Annotated in this window: 21 protein-coding genes and 3 pseudogenes; 16 read left to right on the forward strand and 8 right to left on the reverse strand. The window is 67.5% G+C overall.

Features of this window, described 5'->3' with window-relative positions; all coding sequences use genetic code 11:
* Positions 1–135: 135 nt before the first annotated feature.
* The 5 genes from C6V83_RS02015 to C6V83_RS02035 all read left to right on the forward strand — a co-directional run bounded on the left by C6V83_RS02015 (position 136) and on the right by C6V83_RS02035 (position 6546).
* Entirely contained in the window at positions 136–2289 is a 2154-nt protein-coding gene (locus C6V83_RS02015) for a bifunctional lysylphosphatidylglycerol flippase/synthetase MprF (protein ID WP_105940990.1), read from the forward strand.
* 4 nt (positions 2290–2293) lie between these two features.
* Complete coding sequence (locus tag C6V83_RS02020) at positions 2294–3094, forward strand: hypothetical protein (protein WP_105940991.1); 801 nt, start codon at positions 2294–2296, stop codon at positions 3092–3094.
* On the forward strand, positions 3091–4374 hold the full coding sequence (locus C6V83_RS02025; RefSeq protein ID WP_105940992.1) for an alpha/beta hydrolase: 1284 nt from the start codon (positions 3091–3093) through the stop codon (positions 4372–4374). The genes C6V83_RS02020 and C6V83_RS02025 overlap by 4 nt, the downstream gene beginning before the upstream one ends.
* Positions 4371–5468, forward strand: a complete 1098-nt coding sequence (locus C6V83_RS02030) for a hypothetical protein (protein ID WP_105940993.1) — start codon at positions 4371–4373, stop codon at positions 5466–5468. Before C6V83_RS02025 ends, C6V83_RS02030 begins: the two co-directional genes overlap by 4 nt.
* A 118-nt stretch (positions 5469–5586) precedes the next feature.
* Positions 5587–6546 (forward strand): alpha/beta hydrolase family protein, encoded by a 960-nt coding sequence (locus C6V83_RS02035; protein ID WP_105940994.1) that lies wholly within the window; start codon positions 5587–5589, stop codon positions 6544–6546.
* A 34-nt stretch (positions 6547–6580) separates the two neighbouring features.
* Here C6V83_RS02035 and C6V83_RS02040 read toward each other — a convergent pair whose 3' ends face one another.
* The gene (locus C6V83_RS02040; RefSeq protein WP_105940995.1) at positions 6581–7240 is read right to left on the reverse strand and encodes a trimeric intracellular cation channel family protein; all 660 of its coding nucleotides are present in this window, start codon (positions 7238–7240) and stop codon (positions 6581–6583) included.
* Between the two features lie 477 nt (positions 7241–7717).
* Between C6V83_RS02040 and C6V83_RS02045 the strand changes: the two genes are divergently transcribed.
* Positions 7718–8503, forward strand: a complete 786-nt coding sequence (locus C6V83_RS02045) for a CPBP family intramembrane glutamic endopeptidase (RefSeq protein ID WP_407646290.1) — start codon at positions 7718–7720, stop codon at positions 8501–8503.
* 170 nt (positions 8504–8673) lie between these two features.
* A complete protein-coding gene (locus C6V83_RS02050) occupies positions 8674–9540 on the forward strand; it encodes a formate/nitrite transporter family protein (RefSeq protein ID WP_105940997.1) in 867 nt (288 codons plus the stop codon).
* Between the two features lie 90 nt (positions 9541–9630).
* Here C6V83_RS02050 and C6V83_RS02055 read toward each other — a convergent pair whose 3' ends face one another.
* The 4 genes and pseudogenes from C6V83_RS02055 to C6V83_RS02070 all read right to left on the reverse strand — a co-directional run bounded on the left by C6V83_RS02055 (position 9631) and on the right by C6V83_RS02070 (position 13810).
* Entirely contained in the window at positions 9631–10626 is a 996-nt protein-coding gene (locus C6V83_RS02055) for an ABC transporter substrate-binding protein (RefSeq protein WP_234353818.1), read from the reverse strand.
* Between the two features lie 28 nt (positions 10627–10654).
* Positions 10655–11521 carry an ABC transporter ATP-binding protein gene (locus C6V83_RS02060; protein ID WP_105940998.1) on the reverse strand — a complete coding sequence of 289 codons (867 nt, stop codon included), beginning with the start codon at positions 11519–11521 and terminating at the stop codon, positions 10655–10657.
* Entirely contained in the window at positions 11518–12618 is a 1101-nt protein-coding gene (locus C6V83_RS02065; RefSeq protein WP_105940999.1) for a FecCD family ABC transporter permease, read from the reverse strand. Before C6V83_RS02065 ends, C6V83_RS02060 begins: the two co-directional genes overlap by 4 nt.
* A pseudogene (locus tag C6V83_RS02070) lies at positions 12615–13810 on the reverse strand (FecCD family ABC transporter permease). The gene C6V83_RS02065 and the pseudogene C6V83_RS02070 overlap by 4 nt, the downstream one beginning before the upstream one ends.
* Here C6V83_RS02070 and C6V83_RS02075 point away from each other — a divergent pair.
* The gene (locus C6V83_RS02075) at positions 13784–14629 is read left to right on the forward strand and encodes an MBL fold metallo-hydrolase (RefSeq protein WP_108702765.1); all 846 of its coding nucleotides are present in this window, start codon (positions 13784–13786) and stop codon (positions 14627–14629) included. The pseudogene C6V83_RS02070 and the gene C6V83_RS02075 overlap by 27 nt on opposite strands.
* A 294-nt stretch (positions 14630–14923) precedes the next feature.
* Here the strand turns inward: C6V83_RS02075 and C6V83_RS02080 are convergent, their stop codons facing one another.
* A complete protein-coding gene (locus C6V83_RS02080; protein WP_105941001.1) occupies positions 14924–16513 on the reverse strand; it encodes an MBL fold metallo-hydrolase in 1590 nt (529 codons plus the stop codon).
* A gap of 116 nt (positions 16514–16629) precedes the next feature.
* Positions 16630–17622, reverse strand: a complete 993-nt coding sequence (locus C6V83_RS02085; RefSeq protein ID WP_325027372.1) for a polysaccharide deacetylase family protein — start codon at positions 17620–17622, stop codon at positions 16630–16632.
* 598 nt (positions 17623–18220) lie between these two features.
* Here C6V83_RS02085 and C6V83_RS18915 point away from each other — a divergent pair.
* From C6V83_RS18915 to C6V83_RS02100, 4 genes and pseudogenes are all read left to right on the forward strand, one after another.
* Positions 18221–18343 (forward strand): annotated as a pseudogene (locus C6V83_RS18915) (helix-turn-helix domain-containing protein); the annotation flags it as partial.
* A gap of 100 nt (positions 18344–18443) precedes the next feature.
* Positions 18444–18610, forward strand: a pseudogene (locus tag C6V83_RS18640) (IS30 family transposase); the annotation flags it as partial.
* Between the two features lie 40 nt (positions 18611–18650).
* Positions 18651–19553, forward strand: a complete 903-nt coding sequence (locus C6V83_RS02095) for a helix-turn-helix transcriptional regulator (RefSeq protein WP_105941004.1) — start codon at positions 18651–18653, stop codon at positions 19551–19553.
* Between the two features lie 246 nt (positions 19554–19799).
* Positions 19800–20777 carry a LysR family transcriptional regulator gene (locus C6V83_RS02100; protein WP_105943644.1) on the forward strand — a complete coding sequence of 326 codons (978 nt, stop codon included), beginning with the start codon at positions 19800–19802 and terminating at the stop codon, positions 20775–20777.
* Between the two features lie 45 nt (positions 20778–20822).
* Here C6V83_RS02100 and C6V83_RS02105 read toward each other — a convergent pair whose 3' ends face one another.
* Positions 20823–21239 (reverse strand): TIGR02611 family protein, encoded by a 417-nt coding sequence (locus C6V83_RS02105; protein ID WP_105943645.1) that lies wholly within the window; start codon positions 21237–21239, stop codon positions 20823–20825.
* Positions 21240–21380: 141 nt separating this feature from the next.
* Between C6V83_RS02105 and C6V83_RS02110 the strand changes: the two genes are divergently transcribed.
* From C6V83_RS02110 to C6V83_RS02125, 4 genes are all read left to right on the forward strand, one after another.
* Positions 21381–22187 carry a lysophospholipid acyltransferase family protein gene (locus C6V83_RS02110; RefSeq protein WP_105941005.1) on the forward strand — a complete coding sequence of 269 codons (807 nt, stop codon included), beginning with the start codon at positions 21381–21383 and terminating at the stop codon, positions 22185–22187.
* A 47-nt stretch (positions 22188–22234) separates the two neighbouring features.
* Positions 22235–23014, forward strand: coding sequence for a lysophospholipid acyltransferase family protein (locus C6V83_RS02115; RefSeq protein ID WP_105941006.1), 780 nt, complete (start codon positions 22235–22237; stop codon positions 23012–23014).
* On the forward strand, positions 23011–23856 hold the full coding sequence (locus tag C6V83_RS02120) for an HAD family hydrolase (protein WP_105941007.1): 846 nt from the start codon (positions 23011–23013) through the stop codon (positions 23854–23856). The genes C6V83_RS02115 and C6V83_RS02120 overlap by 4 nt, the downstream gene beginning before the upstream one ends.
* A gap of 238 nt (positions 23857–24094) precedes the next feature.
* The gene (locus tag C6V83_RS02125) at positions 24095–25762 is read left to right on the forward strand and encodes a SpoIID/LytB domain-containing protein (RefSeq protein WP_105941008.1); all 1668 of its coding nucleotides are present in this window, start codon (positions 24095–24097) and stop codon (positions 25760–25762) included.
* Positions 25763–25911 lie beyond the last annotated feature (149 nt).

Below are 25911 nucleotides of genomic sequence, written 5' to 3' on the forward strand. Positions count from 1 at the left end.
GGCTATCCGGGGAATAACACATCTCACTTGCATTGAGTACAAATCGCGCTTGTACCGCCTGTTCATCGGATCTCTTTGATATATCGCCCTCCTCAGGGTCGACGGCACCCCGGAATCATGCCCTATGATCCACTCATGCTCGATGGTGATGCACTGCCGAAATCCCCCGATCAAGCCGAATCGGCGGCCTCGAACCCTCTCCGGCAATCGATCGGAAGGCTTATTCGCAGAGCCCGGGTGATCGTCACGCACGCCCCCCTCTCCCTCGCCGCCGCGGGCGTCGTGCTGATCGCCGGCATCGCGTCCGGAACGCTTTGGCAGAGCATCCAGCTGAAGGCGTGGTTCGACGACGTCGCCTACGGTGTGCCCGCCCTCCGCGAGGGCCAGTGGTGGACTGTGCTGAGCGGTACCGTCTTCGGTCTGACGCCTGCGCAGGTGGTGAGCATCCTGGTGCTGGCGGTCACGGTGCTGGCCTGGTCCGAATGGCGCTTGGGAACGCTTCGCACCGCGCTGGTGATGCTGCTCTCGCAAGTTCTCGGAGTACTGGCCACCGCGCTGTTCGCCTGGGCTTTGAGCGACAGCGTCATCTCGGGCATTCACTGGCAGTGGCCGACGCACCTGGCGACGATCCGCGACGTCGGCATGACGACTGCGATCGTCGGAGCGGTCACCGCGGCGACTGCTACGCTCCGCTCCCCGTGGCGCCTCCGCATGCGGTTGGTCATCGTCGCCTACGTGGCACTGAGCCTGTTGTTCCGCGGTTCCTTCGCCGATGTCAGTCATCTGGTCGCGTTCGCGGTGATGCTGCCGGCCGGCGAACGCCTATTCAGCACAGCCGAGCACGGATTCGCCCCGCGTACACGCCGTGAAGTCCGGTTGTTGGGATTCAGCGGGCTGATCGTGATCGCGGCGGCTGCAGTACTGGTCTGGTTCTTCCCGGGATCCGGTCCCCTCGGTCCCACCGATTCCGAGGACTCGTCGATCTGGGCGATGTGGATCCACGTGGGCGTTATCGTCTTCGTCGCCCTAGGTCTGCGCCGCGGACGTCGATGGGCGTGGTGGGTCACCGTGGTCTTCGGCCTGCTCAACGTCGTGGGACTGATTGTCACCGTCGTCCTGCTCCTTACGACGGACTTCGTGCCCCAGGGCGGCGTCACGCTCGGGACCAGCATTCTGTGGCTCGCCGAAGTGGCGATTCTATTCTCCGGACGCTTCGCGTTCCGCGGCCGGTTGCGTGTCCCGGCGACCGACGGGCCGGGCGCCCCGCTGGCCAAGGACCTGATCCGGAACTACGGCGGCGGAACCATGTCCTGGATGACGATATGGCCCGGCAATCACTACCTGTTCGACGACGTCGACGCGCCCTCCACCGTGGTCGCCTATCAACGTCACGCGGGCACGATGATCGCCCTGACCGACCCGGTCGGTCCGCCGGAACTCCTGGACCAGTCCGTCCGCGAGTTCACGAAGTTCGCCGAAGCGAGCGGGCTGACACCGTGCTGGTTCTCGATCGATGCGGAGACGGCCGCGTCTGCCGAGCGCATGGGATGGCGCACGGCCCAGATCGCCGAGGACGCCATCGTCGATCTGCCCGGTCTCGCGTTCAAGGGAAAGCCGTGGCAGCACGTCCGCACCGCAATGAACAAGGCCAAGAAGGAAGGGCTCCGCCACCGCCTGGTCCGCCTCGCCGACGAGCCGTTCTCGGTACGCGCCCAAGTTCAGGCCATCTCCGAGGAGTGGGTCGGCGACAAAGGGCTGCCAGAGATGGGCTTCACCCTCGGCGGCGTCGACGAGGCCCTCGACCCGGAGACCGTCGTCTCATTGGCCGTCGACGGAGACGGCAGCGTGCACGGCGTCCTGTCGTGGCTGCCTGTCTACGGTCGCCACGGTGTGGTCCAGGGCTGGACGCTCGACGTCATGCGGAGGCGGTCCGACGGATTCGGTCCGGTCATCGAGTTCATGCTCGGCTCTGCGTTCCTCGAGTTCCAGGCGCAGGGCGCACTGTTCGCCTCGCTGTCGGGAGCTCCACTCGCAAGTTCCACCGGCGAGGTCAGCGCTTCGGCGACCGACCGATTGCTCGACGCGCTAGGCGGGGCACTCGAGCCGTTCTACGGATTCCGGTCGCTGCACGCGTTCAAGAAGAAGTTCCAGCCCCGCTACCAAGGCGTGTACCTCGCCTTCCGCGACGAGGCTGACCTGCCCCGCATCGGGATCGCGATCTCCCGCGCTTACCTTCCCGATGCGACTCCGCGGCAACTGGCTCAACTGGCAATGAGCGCCGAACGATGATGCGATGACTTCCTGGTTCTCCCACACGATCGTCGCGAGCGGGCGCCTGCCCCTGTTCCTGATGGCCGTCGGCTTTCTGCTGACTTTCCTCTTCATCCGCTTCAGCACCCGGATGATCCGGGCCCAGGTGCGCTGGTGGCCGGGAAACATCACCCCGGGCGGACTCCACATCCACCACGTCGTGTTCGGCCTAGTCACCGTCCTGGCCAGCGGATTCTCGCTGGTCGCACTCGCGAACTATCACACCCCCGTCACCAACGCAGTGCTCGGCACGTCGTTCGGGATCGGTGCGGCGCTGGTCCTGGACGAGTTCGCAATGGTCCTGCATCTGCGCGACGTGTATTGGACAAGGGAAGGCCGCTCCAGCATCGACGCCGTGTTCGCGGCGCTCGCCATCACCGTCCTGTTCGTCTTGGGACTGCACCCGGTGGGACTGTCCGGCGAGTTCGCCGAATACGAGACTGACCGTCAGGCTTCCACACTTGCGACGACGCTGGCCGTCCTCTGCGTGCAGTACCTGCTCGCTGTCGTGGTTCTCGTCAAAGGGAAGATCTGGACTGGTCTCCTCGGCCTGTTTCTTCCGGTCCTGTTGGTGGTCGGAGCGATCCGACTCGCTCGCCCGGCATCACCCTGGGCGCGCCGCTTCTACCGGGATCGGCCGGCCAAACGGGGCCGCGCCGAGCGACGGGAGCTGCGCTATCGCGAGCCGGTACGCCGTTCCAAAATCCGACTCCAGGAAGCCGTCGCGGGTCGCTTCGACCTGGACGGGCACGACGACCCCGTGCCCCGATCGGAGCAGCGGTGAAGGCTCTGCTCGACCTGGATATCTCCACCGGATGGGTTCCGGTGGCGCTGACTGCCGTCGGCGCTGTGGCACTGTGCTGGCTTCTGCTGCTGCGCCCGGTCCGCGCTGCGGTCATGCTGATCGGCGGCGCACTGGTGGGCACCGTGGTGGTGATCGTCGTCGCCCGATGGCTCATCGAGGATGTGATCGCGCTGGTGCCCGATCCGATTCCGCTCGCCGTGTACGCGTGGTCCGCGGCGATCCTGTTCGGGACGATCACCGGAGTCATCCGGCTCGTCCGCGACCGGGGTGTGTGGCGCCGGGTCGTGACATTGCTGGCCGTACTGTGCGTCACCGTCGCCGGCCTCGCCCAGATCAACGCCCACTTCGGCGAGTACCCCACGGTCCGGAGCCTGCTCGGCATCACCGGTGCGCCGTCGGTCGATCTCGGCGCCCTCTCCCCGTCCCGCACGGTGCCGCTGGCGAGCTGGCGGCCACCGCCTGGTCTACCGGCCGAGGGCCGCGTCGCGACCGTGGACATTCCTGCCACGAAGTCCAAGTTCTCGGCACGGCCGGCGCAGGTGTACCTGCCTCCGGCCTACTTCGCCGATCCCAGACCAGTCCTTCCGGTGCTCGTCCTGATCGCGGGCCAGCCGGGCTCCCCGGAGGATTGGGCCTTGCGGGCCGCCTCGGTGCAGTCGCTCAACGATTTCGCCGCCCAGCATCACGGCGTGGCGCCCATTGTCATCGCCGCTGACGGGACCGGAACCGAATTGGGGAATCCCCTGTGCATGGACTCTCGACTCGGCAACGCCGCGACCTACCTGACCGCAGACATCGCGGAGTGGGCGCGTACTGGACTCGACGCGGAGACCGACCGTCGCAAGTGGGCCGTCGGCGGCCTCTCGTACGGGGGAACCTGCGCGCTGCAACTTGTGACCAACTTCCCCGACCAGTACCCGACCTTCCTGAACATGTCCGGGCAGTACGAACCCACTCTCGGCGACCGCAGTCGGACGATCAGCGAAGCCTTCGGCGGCGACGCATCCGCGTTCGCGGCGGTGAACCCGGCCGACTTGCTGCGCCACCGCAGGTATCCCGGAGTCGCCGGTGTCTTTGTCATCGGTGCCGACGACCACGCCTTCCGGCCCGGGCTCGAGCGGTTGGCACCCCTCGCCCGACAGTCCGGCATGGACGTGCGGCTGTCCGTGATTCCCGGCGGCCACGATTTCCGAGTGTGGGCCGCCGGGCTCCGGGAGCAGCTGCCTTGGCTCGGCCGGCGAATGGGCATCGACTCGTGACCCACACGGACGAGACGACCGCCCGGGTAGCGGGATTCGTGCGCGAGCGCGGCGGCACCACATCGGTGACCGCCTTCCTCACCACGACCGTGGTCACTGTGCTGGTGACCCGTGTCTACCTCCAAGCGACCGGATACCCGCAGATAGGAGGTGGTTCGCTGCACATCGCTCACGCGCTGTACGGCGGAGCCCTGATGGTTGCGGCGCTGGTCGCCCAGTGGTTGTTTCTAGGGTTTCGAGTCCGCAACTTCTCGATCGCCGTCGGTGGGATCGGCTTCGGACTGTTCATCGACGAGGTCGGAAAGTTCGTGACCAAGTCGAACGACTACTTCTTCCACCCTGCCGCCGACATCATCTACGTCACGGTGGTCGCCGTCATCGGCGCCGGCAATGCAGTCCGGTTGATACGTCGCCCGACCCCGCACGAGGCACTGTCGAACGCGGCGGACATCGCCGCCCGGGGAGTCGCTCGAGGGCTGTCGCAACGACGCCGGCAGGACGCCGAGAACCTGTTGCGGCGAGCACTCGACGGCGGCGCCGATCCTGCGGTAGTCCGTACCGTCGGCGTCCTGGTTCGCTCGTGCCCCGCCGCGACCGATCGGGGTGCCGAGGTGCGGGCGGCCCTGTCCGAACTGGTGCCGCCGGCGGTGCGCTCCCCTTTCTGGGTCACCTTCCTCGGATGGCTCCTCGTGGCGACGTCTCTCGCGACGTGCCTCACTTCCGCCGTTGACCTTCCGTGGCGGCCTTCGGAACTCCTCTTCCACGCGGTCTCCGACAGGCACTTGCAGACCATCTCGAACACGACGTACATCGTGCTGGGCGGAGCGGTCTTCCTCACCGCCGGGGCCGGGATGATCGGCCGGGCGCATGCTCGCCGCCGGCGACTTCACTGGGAATGGCCGTTGCGGGCCTTACAGACGGCGATAGTCGTCTTCACCCTGGTGGGCGGCTTGGTTGACTTCGCACAGTTCGGATTCGCCGCCCTGGCGAGCATCGCCGTCGGACTGATCACCCTCGCTGCCGTCAACAGTGAACTCACCCGTCTCCGCCGATGCGAATCTCCCGAGGAACGAGCCGATCGAATTCTCATGTGACTAGACACTGCGGCAATGACCATTCTGCTTCCACCATTCCGCCGATTCCAGAACCGGATTTCGGCAGTCAACAAGAAAGAACGGACAAACTATGAAAACTCGGCCGACTACACGCTCGATGGCTGTCCTGAGCGCCGGCGCAATCCTCCTCTCCGGCTGCGGGTCCGATAGCGGTGATGTGCCGGGCGACCCGTCCGCCACCGCGCAGACGTCCGTCGCCGAGTCCGCGGCGTCGAGCACCGACGTCTCCGGGAAGGTGACCAAGAAGCGTGTCCAGTACTACACCGGCGCCGACGCCGACCCGGATCAGAACTGGGCCGACCTCTATCTGCCCGCCGGCGACCATCGTCCCGGGTCGATTCCGCTGGTGGTTCTGATCCACGGCGGGGCCTGGCGGATGCCGCTGGGCGCGGAGATCTTCAACGACCTCGCCGAAGACATCGCCGCCCGGGGAATGGCGGTGTACAACGTCGAGTACCGGCGGGTGGGCGCCGGTGGGGGCTGGCCTGCGACGTTCCACGACGTCGCCCGCGCGCTCGATCACGTCACCGAACTCAATCGCGAGCATCCGGAGTTCACCGTCGACGACGAACTCGTCGTGGGCCACTCGGCCGGGGCTCAGCTGGCGACGTGGGCGGGCACGCGCCACAAGCGGGCAGACGACGAGGTCGGCAGCAAGCCGGCGTTCCGGCCCAAGCGCGCGATCTCGCTCGCCGGACCGCTGGACATGACCCAGGCGGTCAAGGACGGCGACGACCGGATCGTCGCCGCGCTCGGCGGAACGCCCGAGGAGCAACCTGACCGGTACAAGATGGTGGACCCGATCCAGAACCTCGATCCGGAGATCCCCGTCGCCGCCGTTCACGGCACGGCTGATCGAGTCGTCTTCCCGCACAACTCGACGCGGTACGTGTCGGCGCTGAACGCTCGCGGAGGTCACGGCCGGTTGCTGATCTTCGACGGTGAGGATCACGGATCTATCGTCAAGCGCGGCACCGACCCGTACAACCAGATCCTCGACCTGGTGAGCGAGTTCGCCGACACCCCGATCGAGAAGATCAAGCAAGGCGGCCGATGACCTCGCGGTAGTGCTCCAAGGCCAGTCGGGAGCCTCACGTCGTCGTGTCGCCCCTGCGTGCATAGCGTGGCTGGGGGCCGTGCCAGCCAAACCTCAGCGACGCCAGTCGCAGCGCGATGGCGGCCGCAGCGCAGATCATGCCCATCCACTCCTGGTAGTCCGCGTAACGCACGAGCAGCGACACCGCCGAGGCGCACAGGAGAGCGGGTATCGCGTAGAGGTGCTCGCCGGGCCGCAGCACACTCGGAACGGAACCGGACAGGACGTCGCGGATCACACCGCCGCCGATGGCGCTCGTCATGCCGAGCAACGCTGCGCCCGGCGTCGACAGACCGGCGTCATGGGCCAGGATCGTTCCGGTCACGGCGAACAGTCCGAGCCCGATCGCGTCGGCGATGTCCAATGGCCATGCAGTGAGGCGTGCGGGCGGATTCCAGAGAAAGACGAGGAATCCCGCCGCGACGGCGATCGCAAGCAGATGCATGTCACGAAATGCGTAGGGCGGAGTAGTTCCGCTGATCACGTCGCGGACGATGCCGCCGCCCAGAGCGGTCACCGCGGAGAGCATCAGGATTCCGACCACGTCCATCTGGCGCCGGACCGCTACCAGAGCTCCAGCCGCGCCGAAGGCGGCGACCGCCGCCCCTTCGCCGAAATGGTGTACCACCGACAGAGTCTCGTTGATTCCTGCCATAATATTTGGACGTTACACTGAATTCCCGTGCGCGGTTTCTGTCTCCGTCGAACAACGCATTAGGGGCCTACTCCCGGACCATTTGAACTGGATTCTCGTTTCTTTCACAATCGTGGTTTGTCGGCGGCCAATAGCTGTATGTCCGAACGCCCCGATCAGTGCCCTCACCCGTGCTCGCGTCTGCGCCCGGGGGTTGGCGAGCGGCAGTCGGGGTCGTTGCCAGGTTCTTGGTCAGTCGCGACGCCGTCGAGTCCGGCGCGACGAGCCCGACCACCGCTGCCCGCCCTCGCAAGGTGCGATGTCGCTGGGGCAGTCGCCGCCGGACAGGTGTTCCTTCGCCTGTCGGAATCTCTGTGTCTCGACTCCAATTATCACAGGTGAGAGCACCTTTCTTCATCGTCCAGGCCAGGCATGTTCAACTCAATCATGAAATGTCGAGCTAGTAAGTAGGCTGGCGGCGTGACCTTCTGGGCCCGGCTGCGCAGTGCGTCCGAACCTGCGGTGCCTGTCGAACCGGACCGCACCCAGCGACGTGCCCTGATCATCGAGCTAGTCATCGTCGGGATCCTCACCTTCGGATTCTCCGCGGTGTCGGCGGCCCTGGCCCTGCTCGACGCACAGCTCACCGGCGGCATCGGCGCGCAGACCGTCGCGTTGAACCCGAGCGAGTCCGATGTCGGCGCCATCGACTTCCTCCGGCAGTGGATGCGCGCGACCCGCCTGATCGCGATCGGTGCGCTCGGCGTGTATCTGTTGTGGCGCAGCGGGGTCCTGCTGTCGCGCGTGGGCCTCGGCCGGCCGCGGTGCGACGACGTGCCGCCCGGGCTCGCGTTGGCCGCACTGATCGGACTGCCCGGTCTCGCGCTCGTCGCCCTCGCGCGGTACCTCGGGCTCAACGCCGACCTGGTGGCCAGCGGCACCGGAATCCCCTGGTGGCAGTACCTCACCCTGATTCTGATCGCGGTCGGCAACGCGGTCGCCGAAGAGGTGATCGTGGTCGCGTACTTCCTGATCCGCCTGAAGCAGCTCGGTGTCGGACCGAATGCGGCACTCGCTTGGTCGGCGCTCCTGCGCGGCGGCTATCACCTGTATCAGGGCTTCGGCGCCGGGCTGGGCAACGTGGTGATGGGCGTGGTCTTCGCGCGGTGGTATCAGGCCACGGGCCGGGTATGGCCGCTGGTCGTCGCGCATGCGGTGATCGACGTCGTTGCGTTTGTCGGATACGCACTGCTGGCTCCGCACCTCGGGTGGCTGACCGGCTGATCTCCCGGCCTTCAGCCGATCTCACCGGCGGTGATCTGCCGGTGTGCAGCTTCTCTCTCCCACACGGCTCGCCGAGTGCGTGCCTTGTGACCTCGCCGACGCGTTCGCCGTAACTCGGCCGGAACAGCGGTGCCTTTGGATCAGGAGGGCAGATCTGAAGGAGCAGAACATTGTCGTATGTGAAACCGGCGGACTTCGTCCGCTCGATGGTCGACGCCGGCGAGAGCAAGGCGTTCCTGGCCACGCGGGACACCCTGGTGCGCTCGTACATGGCGGGAGCGATTCTCGCGCTTGCCGCTGCTTTCGCGGTCACCGTGACCGTCCGCACCGGAGAGCCCCTGCTGGGCGCGCTGCTGTTCCCGGTCGGCTTCTGTCTGCTCTACCTGATGGGCTTCGACTTGCTCACCGGCGTGTTCACGCTGGTGCCGCTGGCGCTCCTGGACAAGCGCCGCGGCATGACGGTGGGGCGGATGTTCCGCAACTGGGGTCTGGTGTTCGTCGGGAACCTGGCCGGTGCGCTCACCGTGGCGGTGATGATGGCGATCGTGGTGACGTACGGCTTCAGCGTGCCCCCGGACGAGATCGGCCAGCGCCTCGCGGAGATCGGCCACGAACGAACCCTCGGCTATGCCGAGCACGGCGCTGCCGGCATGCTCACGCTCTTCATCCGGGCGGTCCTGTGCAACTGGATGGTCTCGACCGGCGTGGTCGGTGCGATGATGTCGAAGTCGTTGGGCGGCAAGGTGATCGCGATGTGGATGCCGATCATGCTGTTCTTCTACATGGGCTTCGAGCACTCGATCGTCAACATGTTCCTGTTCCCGTCCGGCCTCATGCTGGGCGGCGACTTCAACCTCGCCGACTACATGATCTGGAACGAGATCCCGACCGTGGTCGGCAATCTGGTCGGCGGGCTGACCTTCGTCGGCCTGGCGCTGTACGTGACGCACGGCAGGACTCGACCGGCGTTCGAGCCGGAGACCCCGGCGCCGCGGGCGCAGGCCGACCGGACTGAGGACGCGGACCCGACGGCCTGACGCCGAACAGGCGCGAGGCAGGTCCGGCCGCCGCCCGGCTTGTGGGAGACGGTCGGACCTTTCGACTCGGGCCTCGTTCCTCGGCCCGGCTCAAGGAGCGGGTCGGGCGGCCGCGGCCAGCTTCGGCGTGATCTGCTCCAGCGAGAACTTCAGCGAGACCGGGGTGCCGGCGGCCAGACCCTGGTTGGCGGGGCCGTCCTCGGGGATCTCCACGGCGCGGCCGTCGCGGACCACCGCGAGCGAGTTCAGCCGGGCGTCGTTCTGCAGCTCAGCGAACGGCAGGCCGATCGTCGAGAAGAGGGCGACCTGGGCGTTGAGATCGGACACCCGCTCCACCGGAACACTGGCGAAGAATCCCGAGCTCTGCAACCGCGTGACCGGCGGGTTCTGTACGAAGCCGAGCGCGGCGAAGACGTCGAACCGGGCATCCCCCTCCAGGTAGGCGCCGTAGGCGTTGCCGAACTTCACGGCGCTGACGAAGGTCTTGCCCGTGAACTCGGGGTTCTCGTTCTTCAGCCGGTTCGACGTCGCCTCGGTGTCGGCGATCAGCTTCGCGGCCTCGTCGCCCTTGCCGAGCGCCTTGCCGATCAGCTCGGTCTGGGTCTTCCAGTTCACCGCGAAGTCTCCGGCGCCGTCGGGCGCGGTGACCACCGGCGCGATCTTCGAGAGGCGTTCGGTCACCGCCGGATCGTTCTTGGCGCGGACGTTCAGGATCAGGTCGGGCTCGAGCTCCTCGATCTGCTGGTAGTTGAACTCGCCCTGGCTCTGCGCCGAGAGCAGGGTGGGGGTGACGTCGCCGAACTTCGGCGCATCCCACTCGCCCACACCCTTGGTCGCCTCGCCGAAGGCCATCCAGTCGTAGACGGCGACCGGCTTCACCCCGAGTTCCAGCGCGACGGCGCCGTCGGACCAGCCCAGGCCGACCACGCGCGGATTGTCACCGAGCGTGAAGCCCGGGCTCGCCGCCGGGTCGTTGTAGACCCGCTCTCCGTCGACGCCGTCGTCGCCGGTTTGAACGCACGCGGTGAGGGCCACCAGGAGCGCGGCGACGAGGGCCACAAGCGCTCCGATTCGCCTGGTCGGCATGATCGATTCCTTTCGTCGGGGGTGCAATTCAGTGGTCCTGTGCCGCATGGAGATTCGCGGTGTCTCCCGGCAGGGTGGTGAAGTCGACGGGGTTCTCCGCGAGCGGGATGATCATCGGCGTCCCGGTCTCCGGGTCGGGCACCACCTGCGAGCGCACGCCGAAGACCTGCTCGACCAGGCCGGCGTCGAGGATGTCCGCCGGGGCTCCGCTGGCGAGGATCGATCCGCTCCGCATGGCGATGAGATGCGTGGCGAAGCGGGCGGCCTGGTTCAGGTCGTGCAGGACGGCGACCAGGGTCTTGCCCTCGGCGTTCAGCTCGGCACACAGCTGCAGCACCTCGAGTTGATGTGCCAGATCCAAGTAGGTGGTGGGCTCGTCGAGCAGCAGGATCGGGGTCTCCTGAGCGAGCGCCATCGCTATCCAGACGCGTTGACGCTGACCGCCGGAGAGGGCCTCGACGGTGCGCGTCGAGAGTTCGGTGAGGCGGGTCGCGGCGAGTGCGTTGTCGACGGCGCGCTGGTCGTCGTCGGTCCACTGCTGGAACATCGACTGGTAGGGGAAGCGGCCCCGGGACACCAGGTCGATCACCGTGATCCCCTCGGGGGCGATCGACTGCTGCGGCAGCAGGCCGATCTCGCGGGCGAAGTGCTTGCCCTTGTACGAGCCCACCGGCCGGCCGTCGAGCAGCACCTCGCCCTGGGTCGGCTTCAGCAGCCGTGACAGCGCGCGCAAGAGCGTCGACTTGCCGCAGGCATTGGGGCCGACGATCACCGTGAACGAGCCGTCCGGGATCGTCGTGTCGAGGCGTTCGATGACGATGCGCTCGCCGTAGCCCACCCGGAGGCCGGAGACGGAGAGCCGGTGAGCCGGGGCGGTGGGCGCGGAAGGGTTCACAGTCGGGCCTTTCTCGCCTGGGCGATGAGCAGGAACAGCAGGTAGACGCCGCCGAGCGCGGTGGTCACGACGCCGACCGGCAGCGCGGTGGTGGGCGCCAGAATCGTTCGCGCGATCGCGTCGCTGGAGACCAGCAGCGCGGCGCCCACGGCCGCCGAAGTGATCAGGGGGATGCCGGCACTCGGAGTCAGCCGCGCGGCCAGCTGCGGGGCGACCAGCGCGACGAAGGCGATCGGTCCGGCCACCGCGGTGGTGGCGGCGGCGAAGCCCACGCCCACCACCAGCAGCAGCAACTCGGTGCGCGCGGTGTCGACGCCCTTGCTCTGCGCCGAGTCCGGGCCGAGCTCGAACATGCGCATGCGCGGCGTCGCGACGACGAGCGCGGGGACCAGGATCGCCAGCACCACGAACACCGGGATGGTGTCGGTCATCGACAGATTCCGGAGATTGCCCATGCCCCACGCGGCCGCCGCACCGGCGTTCTGCACGTTGGCGGTGGCGATCAGATAGCCGTTGAAGGAGATGAGCATCGCCGAGATCCCGATGCCCACGACGATGAACCGATAGTTACCGGTGCCACCGCGCATGCCGAGGAAGTAGACGGCGACGCCGGTGGCCAGGCAGCCGATCAGCGCGCCGGCCGTGGTCCCCGCACTGCCCAGGCCGAAGACCAGCATGGCGATCAGCGCGCCCGTGTATGCGCCGGTGGTGAAGCCGATGATGTCCGGGCTGCCGAGCGGGTTGCGGGTGACGGTTTGGAAGATCGCGCCCGACAGCGCCAGCGAGATGCCGCCCAGCACCGCCACGATCACCGCTGGAGCCGCAGACACCACGCGCCGCGCGGCCGCGCCGCCCTCGTGACCGGAGAGCACCCGGAAGAGCTCGCCGAAGCCGAGATGCGGTGACGAGGTGGTGGAGATGCCCAGCGACCAGAGTGCGATCAGGGCCGTGACCAGCACCAGCACGATCGTCACGGCGCTCGCGAGCAGGTCCACTCGGAGGCTGATCGGCCCCGCGCGGAGGAAGCGGATACGGCCGGGCCAGCGGGCCGGCGGCGGCGTGGTCTCGACTCCGCTCGACCAGCGTGTGGTGCTCACAGTTGCGGCCCCTGGTCCTTGCGGGCGAGCCAGATCAGCAGCGGTGCACCCAAGAACGCCGTCACCATGCCGACCGGGAGTTCGCTGGGCGTGGCGACGCGCGCGATCAGGTCGGAGCCGACCAGGACGATCGACCCACCGATCATCGAGATCGGGATCACCCAGCGATTGTCGGGGCCGAGGAGCATGCGGACTGCGTGCGGGACCATCAGGCCGACGAAGGTGATCGGTCCGACCGCCGCGGTAGCCGCGCCGCAGAGCAGTGTCACCGCGACGAAGCCCACGGCCCGGACCGCGGTGACGGGCACCCGAGGGCGGACGCGCGGTCGTCGCCGAAGGCGAGGGCGTTCAGGTAGCCGACCAGGGCGACCGACATCGCGAGGCCGATGATCACCGGGATCCACGCCACCGCGAGCTGATCCCAGCCGCGCCCGTCGAGCGTACCGATCAGCAGACCGCGGATGGCGTCGAAAGTGCTCGGATGGATCATGGTCAGCCCGAACGCCAGACCGCTGAGCATGGCCGCGACAGCGACGCCGGTGAGCACCAGTTTGGCCGGGCTCGCGCCACCCGCCCCGCGCGAGCCGACGAAGTAGACGAGCACCGCCGCGGCGAAGGCGCCGAGCATCGCCCACCAGGTGTAGTCGGTGCCGGCGGCGCCGAAGGCCACCGAGCCGACCACCATCGCGAAGTAGGCGCCGGCGTTGACGCCGAGGATGCCGGGGTCGGCCAGGGGATTGCGCGTGAGCGCCTGCATCACGGCGCCGGAGACGCCGAGCGCCGCGCCGACCACCGCGCAGAGCAGGGTCCGGGGGACGCGGTCGTCACGGATGATGATCACGTCCGTCGGGTCGCCGCCGCCCCATAACGCGCTCCACGCCTGGACGACGGTGATGTCGCCGCTGCCGACGAACAGTCCACCCAGGAGCAGCAGCACCAGCAGGGCGGTCAGGCCGAGGATCGCCGTCGTGCGCGTCAACGCCCCCCGGCGCCCGGGCGCCGGGTTCGGCGACGACGGCGCCGGAGCGCGGACGGTTGCCTGGGTCACGTCGTCCTTCCGCCTGGGGACTGTGGTCCGGATCTGACTGAGTAAGCCTAGCCTTGTCTTGGTCGAGGTGGAAGACGTTTGGCGGGCGGCCCGCCGCCCGCCCGATAGGGTCGCCCCATGGAAGAGATTCGGCTCAGCGAGCATGTGGTGTTGCTGCGGGGAACCGACGCCGGCGCCTACCCGCACGGGAATCCGCTGCGGGTGACCGGCGGCGACACGACGGTCCAGATCGACTCCTCGCTCGAATCCGGTTGTGCCGATGCCGATCTGGTCGTGCTCAGTCACTACCACGAGGATCACGTCGTCGGCTTGGGTGAGACGTCCGCACCGGTGACGGTCCATCGCCGCGATCTGCCGCCGGTGACGTCGTGGGACGAGTTCGGCCGCTACATGAACGTGCCGGACGTCGCGATCGGCGAGGAGCTCAAGCGCACGTTCCGGTGGTGCGAGCGGCCCGATGCGACGGCCTTCGACGACGACACCGTGATCGAGGTCGGGGGCGGGGTCAGGATCCTCGTCGTCCCGCTGCCCGGGCACACCGGCGGGCACTGCGGATTCTTCGTCGAGCCCGACGGCGTGTTCTTCACCGCGGACGTCGACCTCTCGTCGTTCGGTCCGGTGTACGCCGACCTGGACTCCACGCTCCCGGACGTGCGGGCCTCGCTGGCACGGTGCGCCGAGATCGACGCCGCTGTCTACACCACGTTCCACCACAAGGGTCCGTACACGGACCGGGCGGCGTTCCTGGCCGACCTGGCCGCGCACGCCGCCGCGCTCGACGCCCGCGACCAGCGGGTCCGCGCGTTGCTCGCGGAGGGGCCGGCGACCGCTCGCGATCTGGTGGGCCGCGGTGTGGTCTACCGAGTCGGAGGACGTCGTCCTTGGTACGCCGACGCGGTGGAGGAGGTCATCGTCGGGCAGCACCTGGCCGAGATCGGCGAGGCGACCGGGGCCGGTAGCTGACCTCGCCGGACCTTTCGACTCGCCTCGTCACTGCGTTCCTCGGCGGCTCAAGGGGCTGGTGGTCGCTGTGTTCCTCGGGGGCTTGGGGGGCTGGTGGTCGCTGTGTTCCTCGGGGGCTTGGGGGGCTGGTGGTCGCTGTGTTCCTCGGGGGCTTGAGGGGCTAGTGGTCACTGTGTTGTCGGCGGCCGTCCGGGGTGACTCGTTGGCCGCTCGGAAACTTGTCTTCCTTTTGTCCCGGAAACCGGCACAAAAGGAAGACAGATCTCCCGGAAGCGAGCAGCGGGGAGGTGCCGATCAGCTCGTGACCGACTCGCCGGCCTTCTCCGCACGGAGTTCGTGGCCTTTGGAGGTGAGGCAGCGGCCCGAAGCCAGATCCCATTCCCAGCCGTGCAGGTTGCAGGTGAGCTTGTTGCCCTCGACCACGCCGAACTTGCCCAGGTCGGCCTTGAGGTGCGGGCAGCGGCGCTGGATCACCCAGCCGTCGAGCTCCACCGAGGCGTCGTCGTCGTGCGCCTCGGAGAACCAGCCGTCGGCGTACGCGATCCGCTCGTCGGTGAGGCACTTGAAGAAGGTGTACAGGTACTCGTTGTAACCGCCGATCCGCCAGGTGGTGAAGCGGGTCGAGAGAAAGATCGTGTTGACCCAGTCCGGCTCGTTGTCGCGCAGCACGGTGCGTACCAGTTCGGGGGCGATCCGGAAGCCGTAGCGGTACTTCCCGTCGCCGTCCTGCTTCATCCGGACCTCGCGCCGCGGGAAATCCAGGACGAAGGTCTGGTCGCCGACCACCAGGCCGACTGGATAGCCGATGCCGTCGCAGATCAGGTCGGACTGCTTCATGATCGGCTCGAACAGCTCTTTGAGCTGCGGCAGCAGCGGGTCACCGTCGGCGGACGCCCACGTGGCCTTCTCGGCCGCGATGATGGGGGCGAACTTCTCCTTCATCCGGTCCAGGTAGGGCTTCTTGTTCTCGCCGAAGACCTGCTCGGGCGGGTACGGGTGCTCGATCTGATTCAGCTCGGAACCGGTGAACGTCGCCGTGGAGCCCGACACCATCATCAGGCCGCGGTGACGCACGCCGTCGTCGGTGCCGTGGGCCTTCATCTGCTCCAAGAACTCGGCCTGGTCGGGGAAGATGGACGCCTGGTCGGCCTCGCTGCCGGTGTTGAAGTCGTTGAGGACGTAGAGGTCGTCGTCGAGGAACATCGGCGGGCCGGCCGACGGGACCACCCACGTGGCGCCGACCTGCTCGATGTAGCTGCGCGCCCGGTCCATGCCGCGCTGGCGTTTCTGCTTGGCGAAGTTGGCCTTCGACTTGCGGGGGATGTCGTAGACCATCGGGTACCAGATGGCGCCCGAGTACTGAAGCAGGTGCACGTCCACGTGGCCGAACTCCTCCCGGACCACGTCGAGGTCGACGGGGCGGGCGTCGTTCATGTTGAACACGACGGTCTCGCCGTCGTCGATCAGAATTCCCGAGTCGCCAATGGGGCCGTCGGCCGGCGCGCGCAGGGCGATGATCATCACGTCCAGGTCGCCCTTGGGGCCGGAGACCTTGTGCTTGACCGAGTCGGTGGTCTCGACGAACGTGTGGAAGCCCAGGCGCTCGAGGTCGCGCTTCAGGTCGGGGACCGGGTAGTCGGGGAGCAGGACGGTGGCGTCCTTGTTGACGTTCTCGATCAGGTTCTGCTCGTCGTAGTGGTCGCGGTGCAGGTGCGACACGTACAGGTAGTCGCAGTCGCCGAGGGCCTTCCAGTCCAGCTCGGTGTTGTCCGGGAACGGGATCCACGAGGCGAAGTAGGCGGGGTTGACCCACGGGTCGCAGAGGATCGATCCGGCCGCGGTCTCGATGTGGAATCCGGCATGGCCGATGGAGGTGATCTGCACGGGGCTGAGACCTTTCGGGTAGAGCAGGGCTGTGCACCTTAGCCTATCCGGGCGGCACCGCACTCTGCCCGGGGCTTAGGTCTCTGCCGCCACCGCCGGTGCGGTGGCGGCAGCCGTCAACGGTCGGCGTCGACGGCGACCGGCGCCAGCTTCTGCCATTTCGCGAGGAGTGCGGGATCCTGGAGTTCCATCCAGGCGATGACGTCTTGGTACGTGGCGCAGATGGTCTCCGGCCGACCGCATGTGCTGCGCATGAAATCCCAGGTCGCAGGATTGAACGCGTTGCCGCTCCAGTCGTTGAAGTGGTTGGCGATCACGATCGGAGCACGGTTCCCCTCGAAGGCGCGTCGATACATGTACTCGTAGGTCTGCCGCACGATGCGCCGAATGCGCGGCGCGTCCCGCGGCCGGTCCTTCGCGCCGTTGTAGGTGGCCCAGAAGTTGTAGTCGAGGGCCGTCTGGCTTCGTCTCAGCGGCGGCGAGTAGACATATGGCACCGGGAACTCCCAGATGCCGTGCTGCCGGTAGGGCCAGTAGATCCCGGTCCGCTGCGCAGGCATGGACGAGTCCCAGGTCATATCGTGGTCACGCAGCGCTGGGAAGAGTGCGCGCGGCGCCCCCTCCAGGCATTGGGTGCGTCCGCCTTTGACCACCTCGGTACCGAAAGCCAGATCCGGTCCCTCGGTGATCCCGGTGTTCCGGCGCCAGTTCTTCATCAGTGAGAAAAACTGGTCGAGCTCGTGATTCCAATCCGACCTCGTCCAGTCCCTGCCCGGGTGCTTGGTGCCGGCGCAGAAGTGGCCGACATAGTGGGTGCCCATCTCATGACCCGCGTACCAGGTCCGATTGAGGTACCCGATCTGTTCGATCACCTCGGACTCGGTGCCGCCGAACGCGAGCGCCGCTTCTCCGGGTCGGTGCCCCGGACCGCGGTACTCGGTGCGCGCGTCGTCGGTGAGGAAGTAGAGCCCGGTCATGAGTGCGGTGAAGCGTGAGTCGGTCTCCTCGGCGGCCTTCAGGAACTCGTCCCAGTTGGGTGTGACGCCGACGCCGTCAAAGGAGAACAGGATGAACTGGGGCGGTCGTTCGCCGGGCGTCAGCTTCTTCATCGGGACGTTCGAGGGACGCCGGGTCTGCCCGGCCGAATCGGTGGTCGACGACGCGATACCTGGATGGCGTCGGGGTTCCCCGTCGATCTCTGCGGTGCAAGCGGTAACGAGGAGGGCAATGACAGCGCTCAGTGAAGCGATCATTCGCTTGACGACAGGGGGCAGCGGCATGCAGTGTCCAGACGGTCGGGTGCGGCACCGGCGCTTTGAGCCGGTGACGTCGACAGTAGTTTTCCGGAGCCTATGAACACCAATCCATGACATTTTCCCGAGCACAAGTCTGAATTGATTGAAGGAAGTTCGAGCAGTTCCAGGCCGAACAATAGTGAAAGGCCGCCGGACGACAGTTCCGGCGGCCTTTCCTGGTGGAGGACATACGGATCGAACGTATCGAAGGCGCCCCAACCGGCGCATCCCCCTCGTATGTGCCAAGGTGGCTATTGAGATTTAAGCAAATGGCACCGGAGAAGGCAACCCACGGGCAAATGTACAAGCAAGTATTGTGTCCACGAAAGCATGATGTGTGGGATTCGGGCGCGGTGACGGGTGGCGGTGTCATAGCGTCGTAGCAACATTGCTGGTCTGAGAGGGTTGCTGGGTGGGACGCAGGGCACTGACTGAGGAGGACCGCGCCGAGATCGCGGTCGGGGTGAAAGCCGGGTGGACGCTGACGAAGATCGCCGATGGGATCGGGCGGTGTAAGTCGATCGTGTCCCGGGAGGTACGCCGCAACGCGACCGCGACGGGACGGTATCGGCCGGTTCATGCGGGCAGGGCCGCCGCGGCGCGACGGTCCCGTCCCCAGCTTCATGCTGTGGCTGCTGATCCGCGAGTACCTGCCCAAGGGCACCGAGATCACCAGCCACCAGCCCTACCTCGAGGCGATCGCCCACGAGCTCAACGAACGCCCCCGCGCGTGCCTGGGCTACTACACGCCAGGGAGAAGTTCGAAATCCTGCTACGCAGCCACGTTGCTTCCACGGCTTGACACCGCCGGTAACGGTATTGGCTGACGAGGTGACTGCGGTATGCTGGTGGCTGTGCCAGTGTGCCTCCAGGGACCGTATGCGGCGCCGCACGGGGGAGACGGCGGCCTGCCCGCGGAGAACACGCAGGAGCGCGAGCTGACGTTCGCGAACGCGGGACTCGGCGTCGGCATCGAGGTCGTTCGACACGGCCGCTGTGATTCCATCGATTGGGATATGACTCATCCTCAGCATAAGCTGCTGGTCTGGCGGCGCGGGGTGATGAAGTCGAAAGAGGCCGAGTTCGAGGGATGTGGCCCACGTGGGCGCATCGTTCCACGGCCCAGCAATTTGTGGATCATCCCCGCGGGAATGCGATCGTCCGGTGGCGCGAGGGACGCGGCCCTCGAATACGTTGATCTGACAATCCCTACGTCCGCCGTCCGCGATGCAGAACTCAAACCCGTTCTCGGTCGGCGTGATCCCCTGGTCCACCAGTTGGTCGAGCGATTGTGCAGCACCGCTGGCCGCGACGACGTCGTGTCGCGTTTGCTGCGCGAATCGCTGACCGACAGCCTCCGGCTCCACCTGCTCGACGCCTACGGAAGCTCTCCCGCCCAACCAGAGCGAGCTATCCGCGAGTTCGACGACGCCGCCAAACAGCAGCTGATCGACTTCCTCCACGATTCGGTTGATCAGGACATCTGCACGGAGTCGCTGGCCGAACTCATGGGAATTCCGGTGGCCCGCTTCCGGCGAGCCTTCGCGCGTTCCTTCCGTGTCACGCCGCATCAGTTCGTCCTCGACCTGCGGATCGAGAAGGCCAAGTCGCTCCTGGTGAGCTCTGCGCTGCCCGTGGCTGCGGTCGCGGAGAGAACGGGGTTCGCCAGCCCGAGTCACTTCGCCACCACATTCAAATCCCGCGTCGGGGTAACGCCGACGGCGTACCGTGCCGGCAGGCGATAGCCGGACCAGGCAGGGAGTGACGAATCGTTCACGCCGCAGTGGTCATCACCTATGTCCTCAAAATGACCCGCGATCGTGCGGGTCGAATCGACTTTCGAAAAGCGGCGGCACTTTCAAAATAGCGGTAACGGCGGACCGATCGCGATCAAGCGGTGTTAACCTGCCCGGAGTGATGAAGATCAGGACCGCCGCTACTGTGGATAGTGTGCGATGAGTCGACAGCGCAAGAACATGGGTTCTCAGAACATGACGACTGATGATCTTCCCGCGGATCGCCGTCGAAGGGCCGTGCCCGATCTGCATCGCCTGGAGCAATTCGTCGCCGTGGTCGAGCGGGGATCGCTGACCGAAGCGGCGGCGGACCTCGGAGTCACTCAGCAGGCTCTGTCAGTGGCGATCCGGGGCCTCGAGGAACATGTGGGCGCCCAGCTCTTCGCGCGATCACGCGGTATGCGGCCCTCGGCCGCCGGACTCCGGCTGTACGAATCGGCACGGGTCCTGCTGGCGGGTGCGCAACGGATGATCCCGGATGTGCAGGCGGTCGCCAACGGACACCCAGAAGTGCTCCGTATCGGTTACTCGCCGGCGATCTCATCGCTGGATGTGTTCGATGTGGTCCGCGATCACCTCCCGTCGGGCGCGCGTCTCCATCTGGAGCGACTGTTCCCCGGTGCCCTGCGCGCGCGACTCGAGTCCGGTGGAATCGACGTCGCCTTCCGTCGAGGCGTGACCGCAGCGGAAGGCCTTGAGAGTGTGGTCGTGGGTTTCGGCCGGCTGAACGTAGCGGTCCGGTCGCAGACTGCGCTGTCGATCGCCCCGGCTGAACTCCACCTGCAGGATCTGTCGGGGCACCCGCTGATCCTGTGGGCGCCCGAGAGCCGGTCGAGTTACGCGGCGTTTCTGCTAGCCCAGTGCCGCCGCGTCGGCTTTGAGCCGCAGGTCGAGGTGAGCCCGTTCCAAGGTCTGGATCAGGTCGCGGCTCCGTTGGCGATGGGGTGGGGATACTCGCTGGTGGCGGTGGACCCCGGTGCCTACTGCGGTGGGCGGGTCACGGTGCGGCCGTTACTGGAGGAGATCAAGGCGCCGCTGCAGGCGCAGTGGTTGCCGACCTCCCGGACAGGGCTGGTCGGCAACGTGACGAGAGCTCTAGCAGCGCTGCCACGGGCATCTTCGACGAACTCGGGATCTGGCGTCTCCGGGCACGCGGCGGAGCACGTTCTGTAGCGGGCCGCGGTACCGCTGGTCGAGCAGTGAAGACCGTCCGCGTCTTCAGCGCCGGTACGGGGGACGCAGCCAATCCCACTCCAGTCCGACCCAGCCGCCGGCCAGGTTCAGCGCGCCGGTGACCCACAGCGTCGCCAGCACGATCGCACAGGTCCCGATCGCGAGCACGGCCTGCGCCAGGCGGTTGCCGTCGATGTAGCGCGAGTAGAAGTGGTTGAGCTTGCCCATGATCCAGTGCCGGAGCCGCGCGGCCCATTCGAGCTCCTGGGAGAGGATCAGCAGGCCGAGGAAGACGATCGCCCAGCCGGGACCCGGATAGGGGATCGCGATGATCCCGACGGCGGTCACCAGCGTGCCGACGCCGATCGTCAGATAGCGCAGGGTCCAGCCGAACCGGTGATTGTGCCGGATGTGGTGATAGCGGCTGCCCAGGCCTCTGACCGCATTGGCTACTGAAGACATCATCTCGCCTGATGATACCGAGGGTCGCGCAGAACGTCCGGTCTGAGTGGTTCGGCGGAGTCCGTGTCCGGGTGAGGCGCAGGGACAGGGCTGCGCCGGCGAGGAGTGCATCGTCGTACGTCCCGACTAAGGTCGGTAGGCATGGAACCCGTCTACGACACCGTGATCGGCATGGCCCGCACCCTGTGGCTCGCACAGGGCCTCAAGTTCAAGATCTCCGGCGTCGAGAACGTGCCGGTCGACGGGCCGGGCGTGGTGGCGATCAACCACACCGGCTACCTCGACTTCACGCTCGCGGGCATCCCGGCGTTCCTGCAGGGCAAGCGCAAGGTCCGGTTCATGGCGAAGAAGGAGGTCTTCGACAACAAGGTCGGCGGCCCCGTCATGCGGGCGCTCAAGCACATCCCCGTCGATCGCGGCAGCGGCGCGGAGAGCTACCAGGCGGCGGTCGAGTACCTGAAGAACGGCGAACTGGTCGGGGTCTACCCGGAGGCGACCATCAGCCGCAGCTTCGAGATCAAGACACTCAAGTCGGGCGCGGCGCGGATGGCGCTCGAGTCGGGTGCACCGATCATCCCGACCGTCATCTGGGGCGCCCAGCGGATCTGGACCAAGGGTCACCCGAAAGCGCTCGGACGCCACAACTTCAAGATCGCGATCGGCGTGTGCGAGCCGATCGTGCCCGACGGCACCGCCGAGGAGATCACCCGGCGGCTGCACGATTCGATGTCGGCCAAGCTCGACGAACTACAGGAGTTCTACGCCGAGTGGAACGGGCCGTACCCGGCGGGGGAGTTCTGGGTGCCGGCCAAGTTCGGCGGCGGAGCGCCGACGCTGGAGGAGGCGAACGCGATGGACGCCGCCGATGCGGAGGCGAAGGCGAAGAAGCGGGCCGAACAGCCTGCGGACGGCCGGGCCGGCGAACAGCGAGACGAAGGCGACCGATAGCGACGCCGGGCCGCGTGCCGACGGCGCCGCCACGGGAGAGGATGGCGATGGAACCGGTGTTCCGCACACTGGAGATCACCGCGGGTGCGCTGGTGCGGTTGCAGGGGACCACGCGCCGCTACTTCGGTCTGGAGAACGTTCCGAGGATCGGAGGCTTCGTGCTCGCGCTCAACCACAACGGCTACCTGGACTTCCTGGTCCCGGGTCTCGGGTTGTACCGGGCGGGCCGGCGGGGCCGATTCATGATCAAGTCCGAGGTCATGGACATCGGGATCATGCGTTTCCTGGTCAACCACACCGGTTCGGTGCCCGTCGACCGGTCGGCGGGCGCGGACGCTTTCCGCGCCGCCGTCGACGCTCTCCGGGCGGGACGCGTCGTGGTCGTCTACCCGGAGACGACGATCAGCCGCAGCTTCGAACTCAAGGCGTTCAAGACCGGCGCCGTCCGGATGGCCGCGGAGGCCGGTGTCCCCGTGGTTCCCGCCGTGCACTGGGGTGCGCAGCGCCAGCTGAGCAAGGGCACCCGCCGGCGGATGGGGTTCTCGAGGACTCCTGTCGACGTGAAGTTCGGCGAGCCGATCCATTACCCGGACGACGTCGACGTCGAACAGGCCACGCTGGTGCTGCACGACGTGATGGCGCAACTGCTGCGCGACGTCCAGGACGAGTACCCCGATGCGCCCGCCGGTGCCGACTGGCTCCCCGCCCGCCTCGGCGGCGGAGCGCCGACCCCCGAGGAGGCGCTGGTGATCGAGAACGCCGAGGCGCAGGAGAAGGCGCGGCGTCGTGCCGAGAAGGCTGCGCGGAAAGCGAGGAAGTCCCGATGACGGCCGACTGGGGACCCCCGAGCCTCGTGGTGTCCGACGTCGACGGCACCCTGCTCGACCCGGCCGACGTCATCACCGCGCGGACCCGGGCGGTGCTCGAGCGTGCCCGAGGAGCCGGGGTGGAGCTGGTCCTCGCGACCGGGCGGCCGCCGCGGTGGATCCCGCAGGTCGCCGATCAGCTCGCCGACTCGCCGGCCGCCGTGCGATTCGCGGTCTGCGCCAACGGGGCGATCGTGTACGACATCCGCGCCGACGAGATCCTGCACGTCCAGGCACTCGAGCCGGAGGTGCTCCGGCTGCTCGCCGAGGCGGTGGCCGAGCGGCTGCCGGGCGCCGGACTGGCCGCCGAACGCGCGGGGACGGTCGGTCGCGGCGCAGGCGACGCGGCCACCGCGCCCTTCGTCGCCACCGCCGGATACGAGCACGCGTGGCTCAATCCCGACCACGTCGAGGTGAGCGACGAGCAGGTCTTCGCCGTGCCGGCGGTGAAGATGCTGGCCCGGGTCCCCGGGATGACCTCGCGGGAGATGGCGCATCGGCTGCGCCCGGCGGTCGGGGACCTCGCCGAAGTGACCTTCTCGATCGACACCGGACTGATCGAACTCTCCGTGCCGAACGTGCACAAGGCCAGCGGCCTGGCTTGGCTGGCCGCGCACACAGACGTGGCCGCGCACGCTCCGATCGCCTTCGGCGACATGCCCAACGACATCGAGATGCTGCGTTGGGCGGGGCTCGGGGTGGCCATGGGACACGGTGACCCGGCCGCGATCGGTGCTGCCGACGACGTCGCGCCGTCGAACGCCGAAGACGGCCTGGCGCAAGTCCTCGAGCGCTGGTTCTGACCGCACCTGTGCTCGTGGGCGCGCGGACGTCGACGGCCCTGTTGGTTCTGTCCGCTGTCCGCCGCGCTGCCGGCCCGCCGGTTCCTCCGGGCTGTTCGATTCGATGTTCGAGAAGCGTGACCTGGTTGTGACCGCGTCGGGTTGGCGAGACGGCGCATCGCCACTACTGTCACATGAGTCCCACTAATCACACGGGCCACAGGCTGCAGCTGCGGTCCCGCGCGAATGAGGTAGAGCAGTGCCCAAGACCCGACCCGGCCGAGCAAAGAAGCGGAATCTGACCTTCGCCGCACTGGGAATGACGCCGATCCTGGTGGCCGGTGGAATCCTGGCCGGCGGCGGGCAGTGGATCGAGGACGCCGGGATCTCCCTGCGTGCGAACTCGATCACTCTCCTCGGCCACGGCCACGGCCACGGCCGCGGCATGGGTCAGTGGGGCGCGTACGGCTACGCCAAGAAAGGCTGGAACGCCGACAGAATCCTGCGCCACTACTACGGCAACACGACCGCGGGGAAGGTGGACAACCCCGACATCACCGTCTCGCTCAGTGAGAAGTCGTCGGTGAATGTCCGCGCGGACGCGGGCGCCAAGGTGGGCGGGGTGACGGTGGCTCCCGGGCAGGCAGTGCGCCTGTCCGGGGGCAGCGCCACCATCACCCAGGGCTGCGGCGGCGCCACGGTCCGCACGGTGCCGGCCCAATGGGTCGACCCGATCACCCCGGGACCGAACCGCCCGGCGAACGAATTGCTCACCTTCTGCGGAGGCGGCGGCAAGTATCGCGGGTCGCTCGGGCTCAACGCCGACGGCGTCGCCAACAAGCTGCACGTCGACGACTACGTGAAGGGCGTGATTCCCAAGGAGTCCGTGCCCGGATGGGCAGACACGGGCGGCTTCGAGGCGCTCAAGGCGCAGGCGGTGGCCGCGCGGTCGTACGTGCTCGCGGGCCTCGCCTCCGGCCGCAAGATGAACAACACCCAGCAGTCGCAGGTGTACCACGGCGCATCCGGGGAGGACCCCCGCACCAACCGCGCCGCCGATGCGACGGCCGGTCAGGTACGGCTGCGCGGCGGCAAGCCCGCGCTCACCGAGTTCTCCGCCTCCACCGGCGGCTACACCGCCGGCGGCGACTTCCCGGCCGTGGTGGACGAGGGCGACACCGTTTCCCCGAACCACAACTGGACGGCCACCGTCAGCCCGTCGAGCATCGCCTCGGCCTTCGGCGTCGGCGGCTTCCGGAGCTTCGAGGTGATCGAGGCCAACGGCCTGGGCACCGGCCACGGACGCACCGTCAAGGCCCGGATCGTCGGCACGGCGCGCACCGTCGAGGCGACCGGCGACCAGGTTCGGCAGAAGCTGCAGCTCAAGTCCGACTGGTTCCAGGTCAAGGATCAGAAGAGCCTGCCCAAGATCGTCAAGCCCCCGGTGGGCCCGAACGCCCCGGGCGGCGGTGGACTCCTCGACTTCCTCGACCTGAGCCCGCTGACCTCGTTGCTCTCCGGAGGCGCACCAGACCTGTCGGCCCTGGGGCTCAGTGACCTCAGCGCCGTCACCGGCCAGCTGACCCCGATCATCGAGCAGATGATCGCCCTCGGCACCGGCGCTCTCGCGGCCAAGCAGGTCGACCTGGATCCGACGGGTCCGAGCGCCAACTCGCAGGGCTCCCTCGGCACCGTGTCCCGGGACAAGAGCGACAACTCCCAAGGCTCCACCGGCACCGTGGCCAAGCCCGAGTTGGTGACCGACGGCAAGGGCGTGCACGGGCTGGTGCAGGTGATCGAGAACGGACTGGTCTACTACAGCCCGGACACCGGCGCCAAAGCCCTGCTCGGACAGGCCCTGACTGATTTCCTGGCCGCAGGCGGCCTCGCGGTGCTGGGCTTCCCCACCGAAGACCGGCTGGGCTGAGACGTTCGACGACGGTGATCGCTCCTGCGCATCGGCGCGGAAGCGATCACCGGAACGCGCCCCCGGTCGAGCCTTGCGAAACACTCAGGGTCGGTCCGATAACCTGGACAGCTGTGACGGATAACCATGCGCACGGTCAGAGCCCGGCC

Origin of the sequence: Gordonia iterans (genome assembly GCF_002993285.1) — a bacterium.
GTDB lineage: Bacteria > Actinomycetota > Actinomycetes > Mycobacteriales > Mycobacteriaceae > Gordonia > Gordonia iterans.

Coding starts and splice junctions, on each gene's coding strand:
- C6V83_RS02020 (WP_105940991.1), top strand. CDS start 2,294: ATGACTTCCTGGTTCTCCCACACGATCGTCGCGAGCGGGCGCCTGCCC.
- C6V83_RS02115 (WP_105941006.1), top strand. CDS start 22,235: ATGGAACCGGTGTTCCGCACACTGGAGATCACCGCGGGTGCGCTGGTG.
- C6V83_RS02015 (WP_105940990.1), top strand. CDS start 136: ATGCTCGATGGTGATGCACTGCCGAAATCCCCCGATCAAGCCGAATCG.
- C6V83_RS02040 (WP_105940995.1), bottom strand. CDS start 7,240: ATGGCAGGAATCAACGAGACTCTGTCGGTGGTACACCATTTCGGCGAA.
- C6V83_RS02095 (WP_105941004.1), top strand. CDS start 18,651: ATGCTGGTGGCTGTGCCAGTGTGCCTCCAGGGACCGTATGCGGCGCCG.
- C6V83_RS02110 (WP_105941005.1), top strand. CDS start 21,381: ATGGAACCCGTCTACGACACCGTGATCGGCATGGCCCGCACCCTGTGG.
- C6V83_RS02085 (WP_325027372.1), bottom strand. CDS start 17,622: ATGAAGAAGCTGACGCCCGGCGAACGACCGCCCCAGTTCATCCTGTTC.
- C6V83_RS02035 (WP_105940994.1), top strand. CDS start 5,587: ATGGCTGTCCTGAGCGCCGGCGCAATCCTCCTCTCCGGCTGCGGGTCC.
- C6V83_RS02105 (WP_105943645.1), bottom strand. CDS start 21,239: ATGTCTTCAGTAGCCAATGCGGTCAGAGGCCTGGGCAGCCGCTATCAC.
- C6V83_RS02075 (WP_108702765.1), top strand. CDS start 13,784: ATGGAAGAGATTCGGCTCAGCGAGCATGTGGTGTTGCTGCGGGGAACC.
- C6V83_RS02120 (WP_105941007.1), top strand. CDS start 23,011: ATGACGGCCGACTGGGGACCCCCGAGCCTCGTGGTGTCCGACGTCGAC.
- C6V83_RS02055 (WP_234353818.1), bottom strand. CDS start 10,626: ATGCCGACCAGGCGAATCGGAGCGCTTGTGGCCCTCGTCGCCGCGCTC.
- C6V83_RS02100 (WP_105943644.1), top strand. CDS start 19,800: ATGACGACTGATGATCTTCCCGCGGATCGCCGTCGAAGGGCCGTGCCC.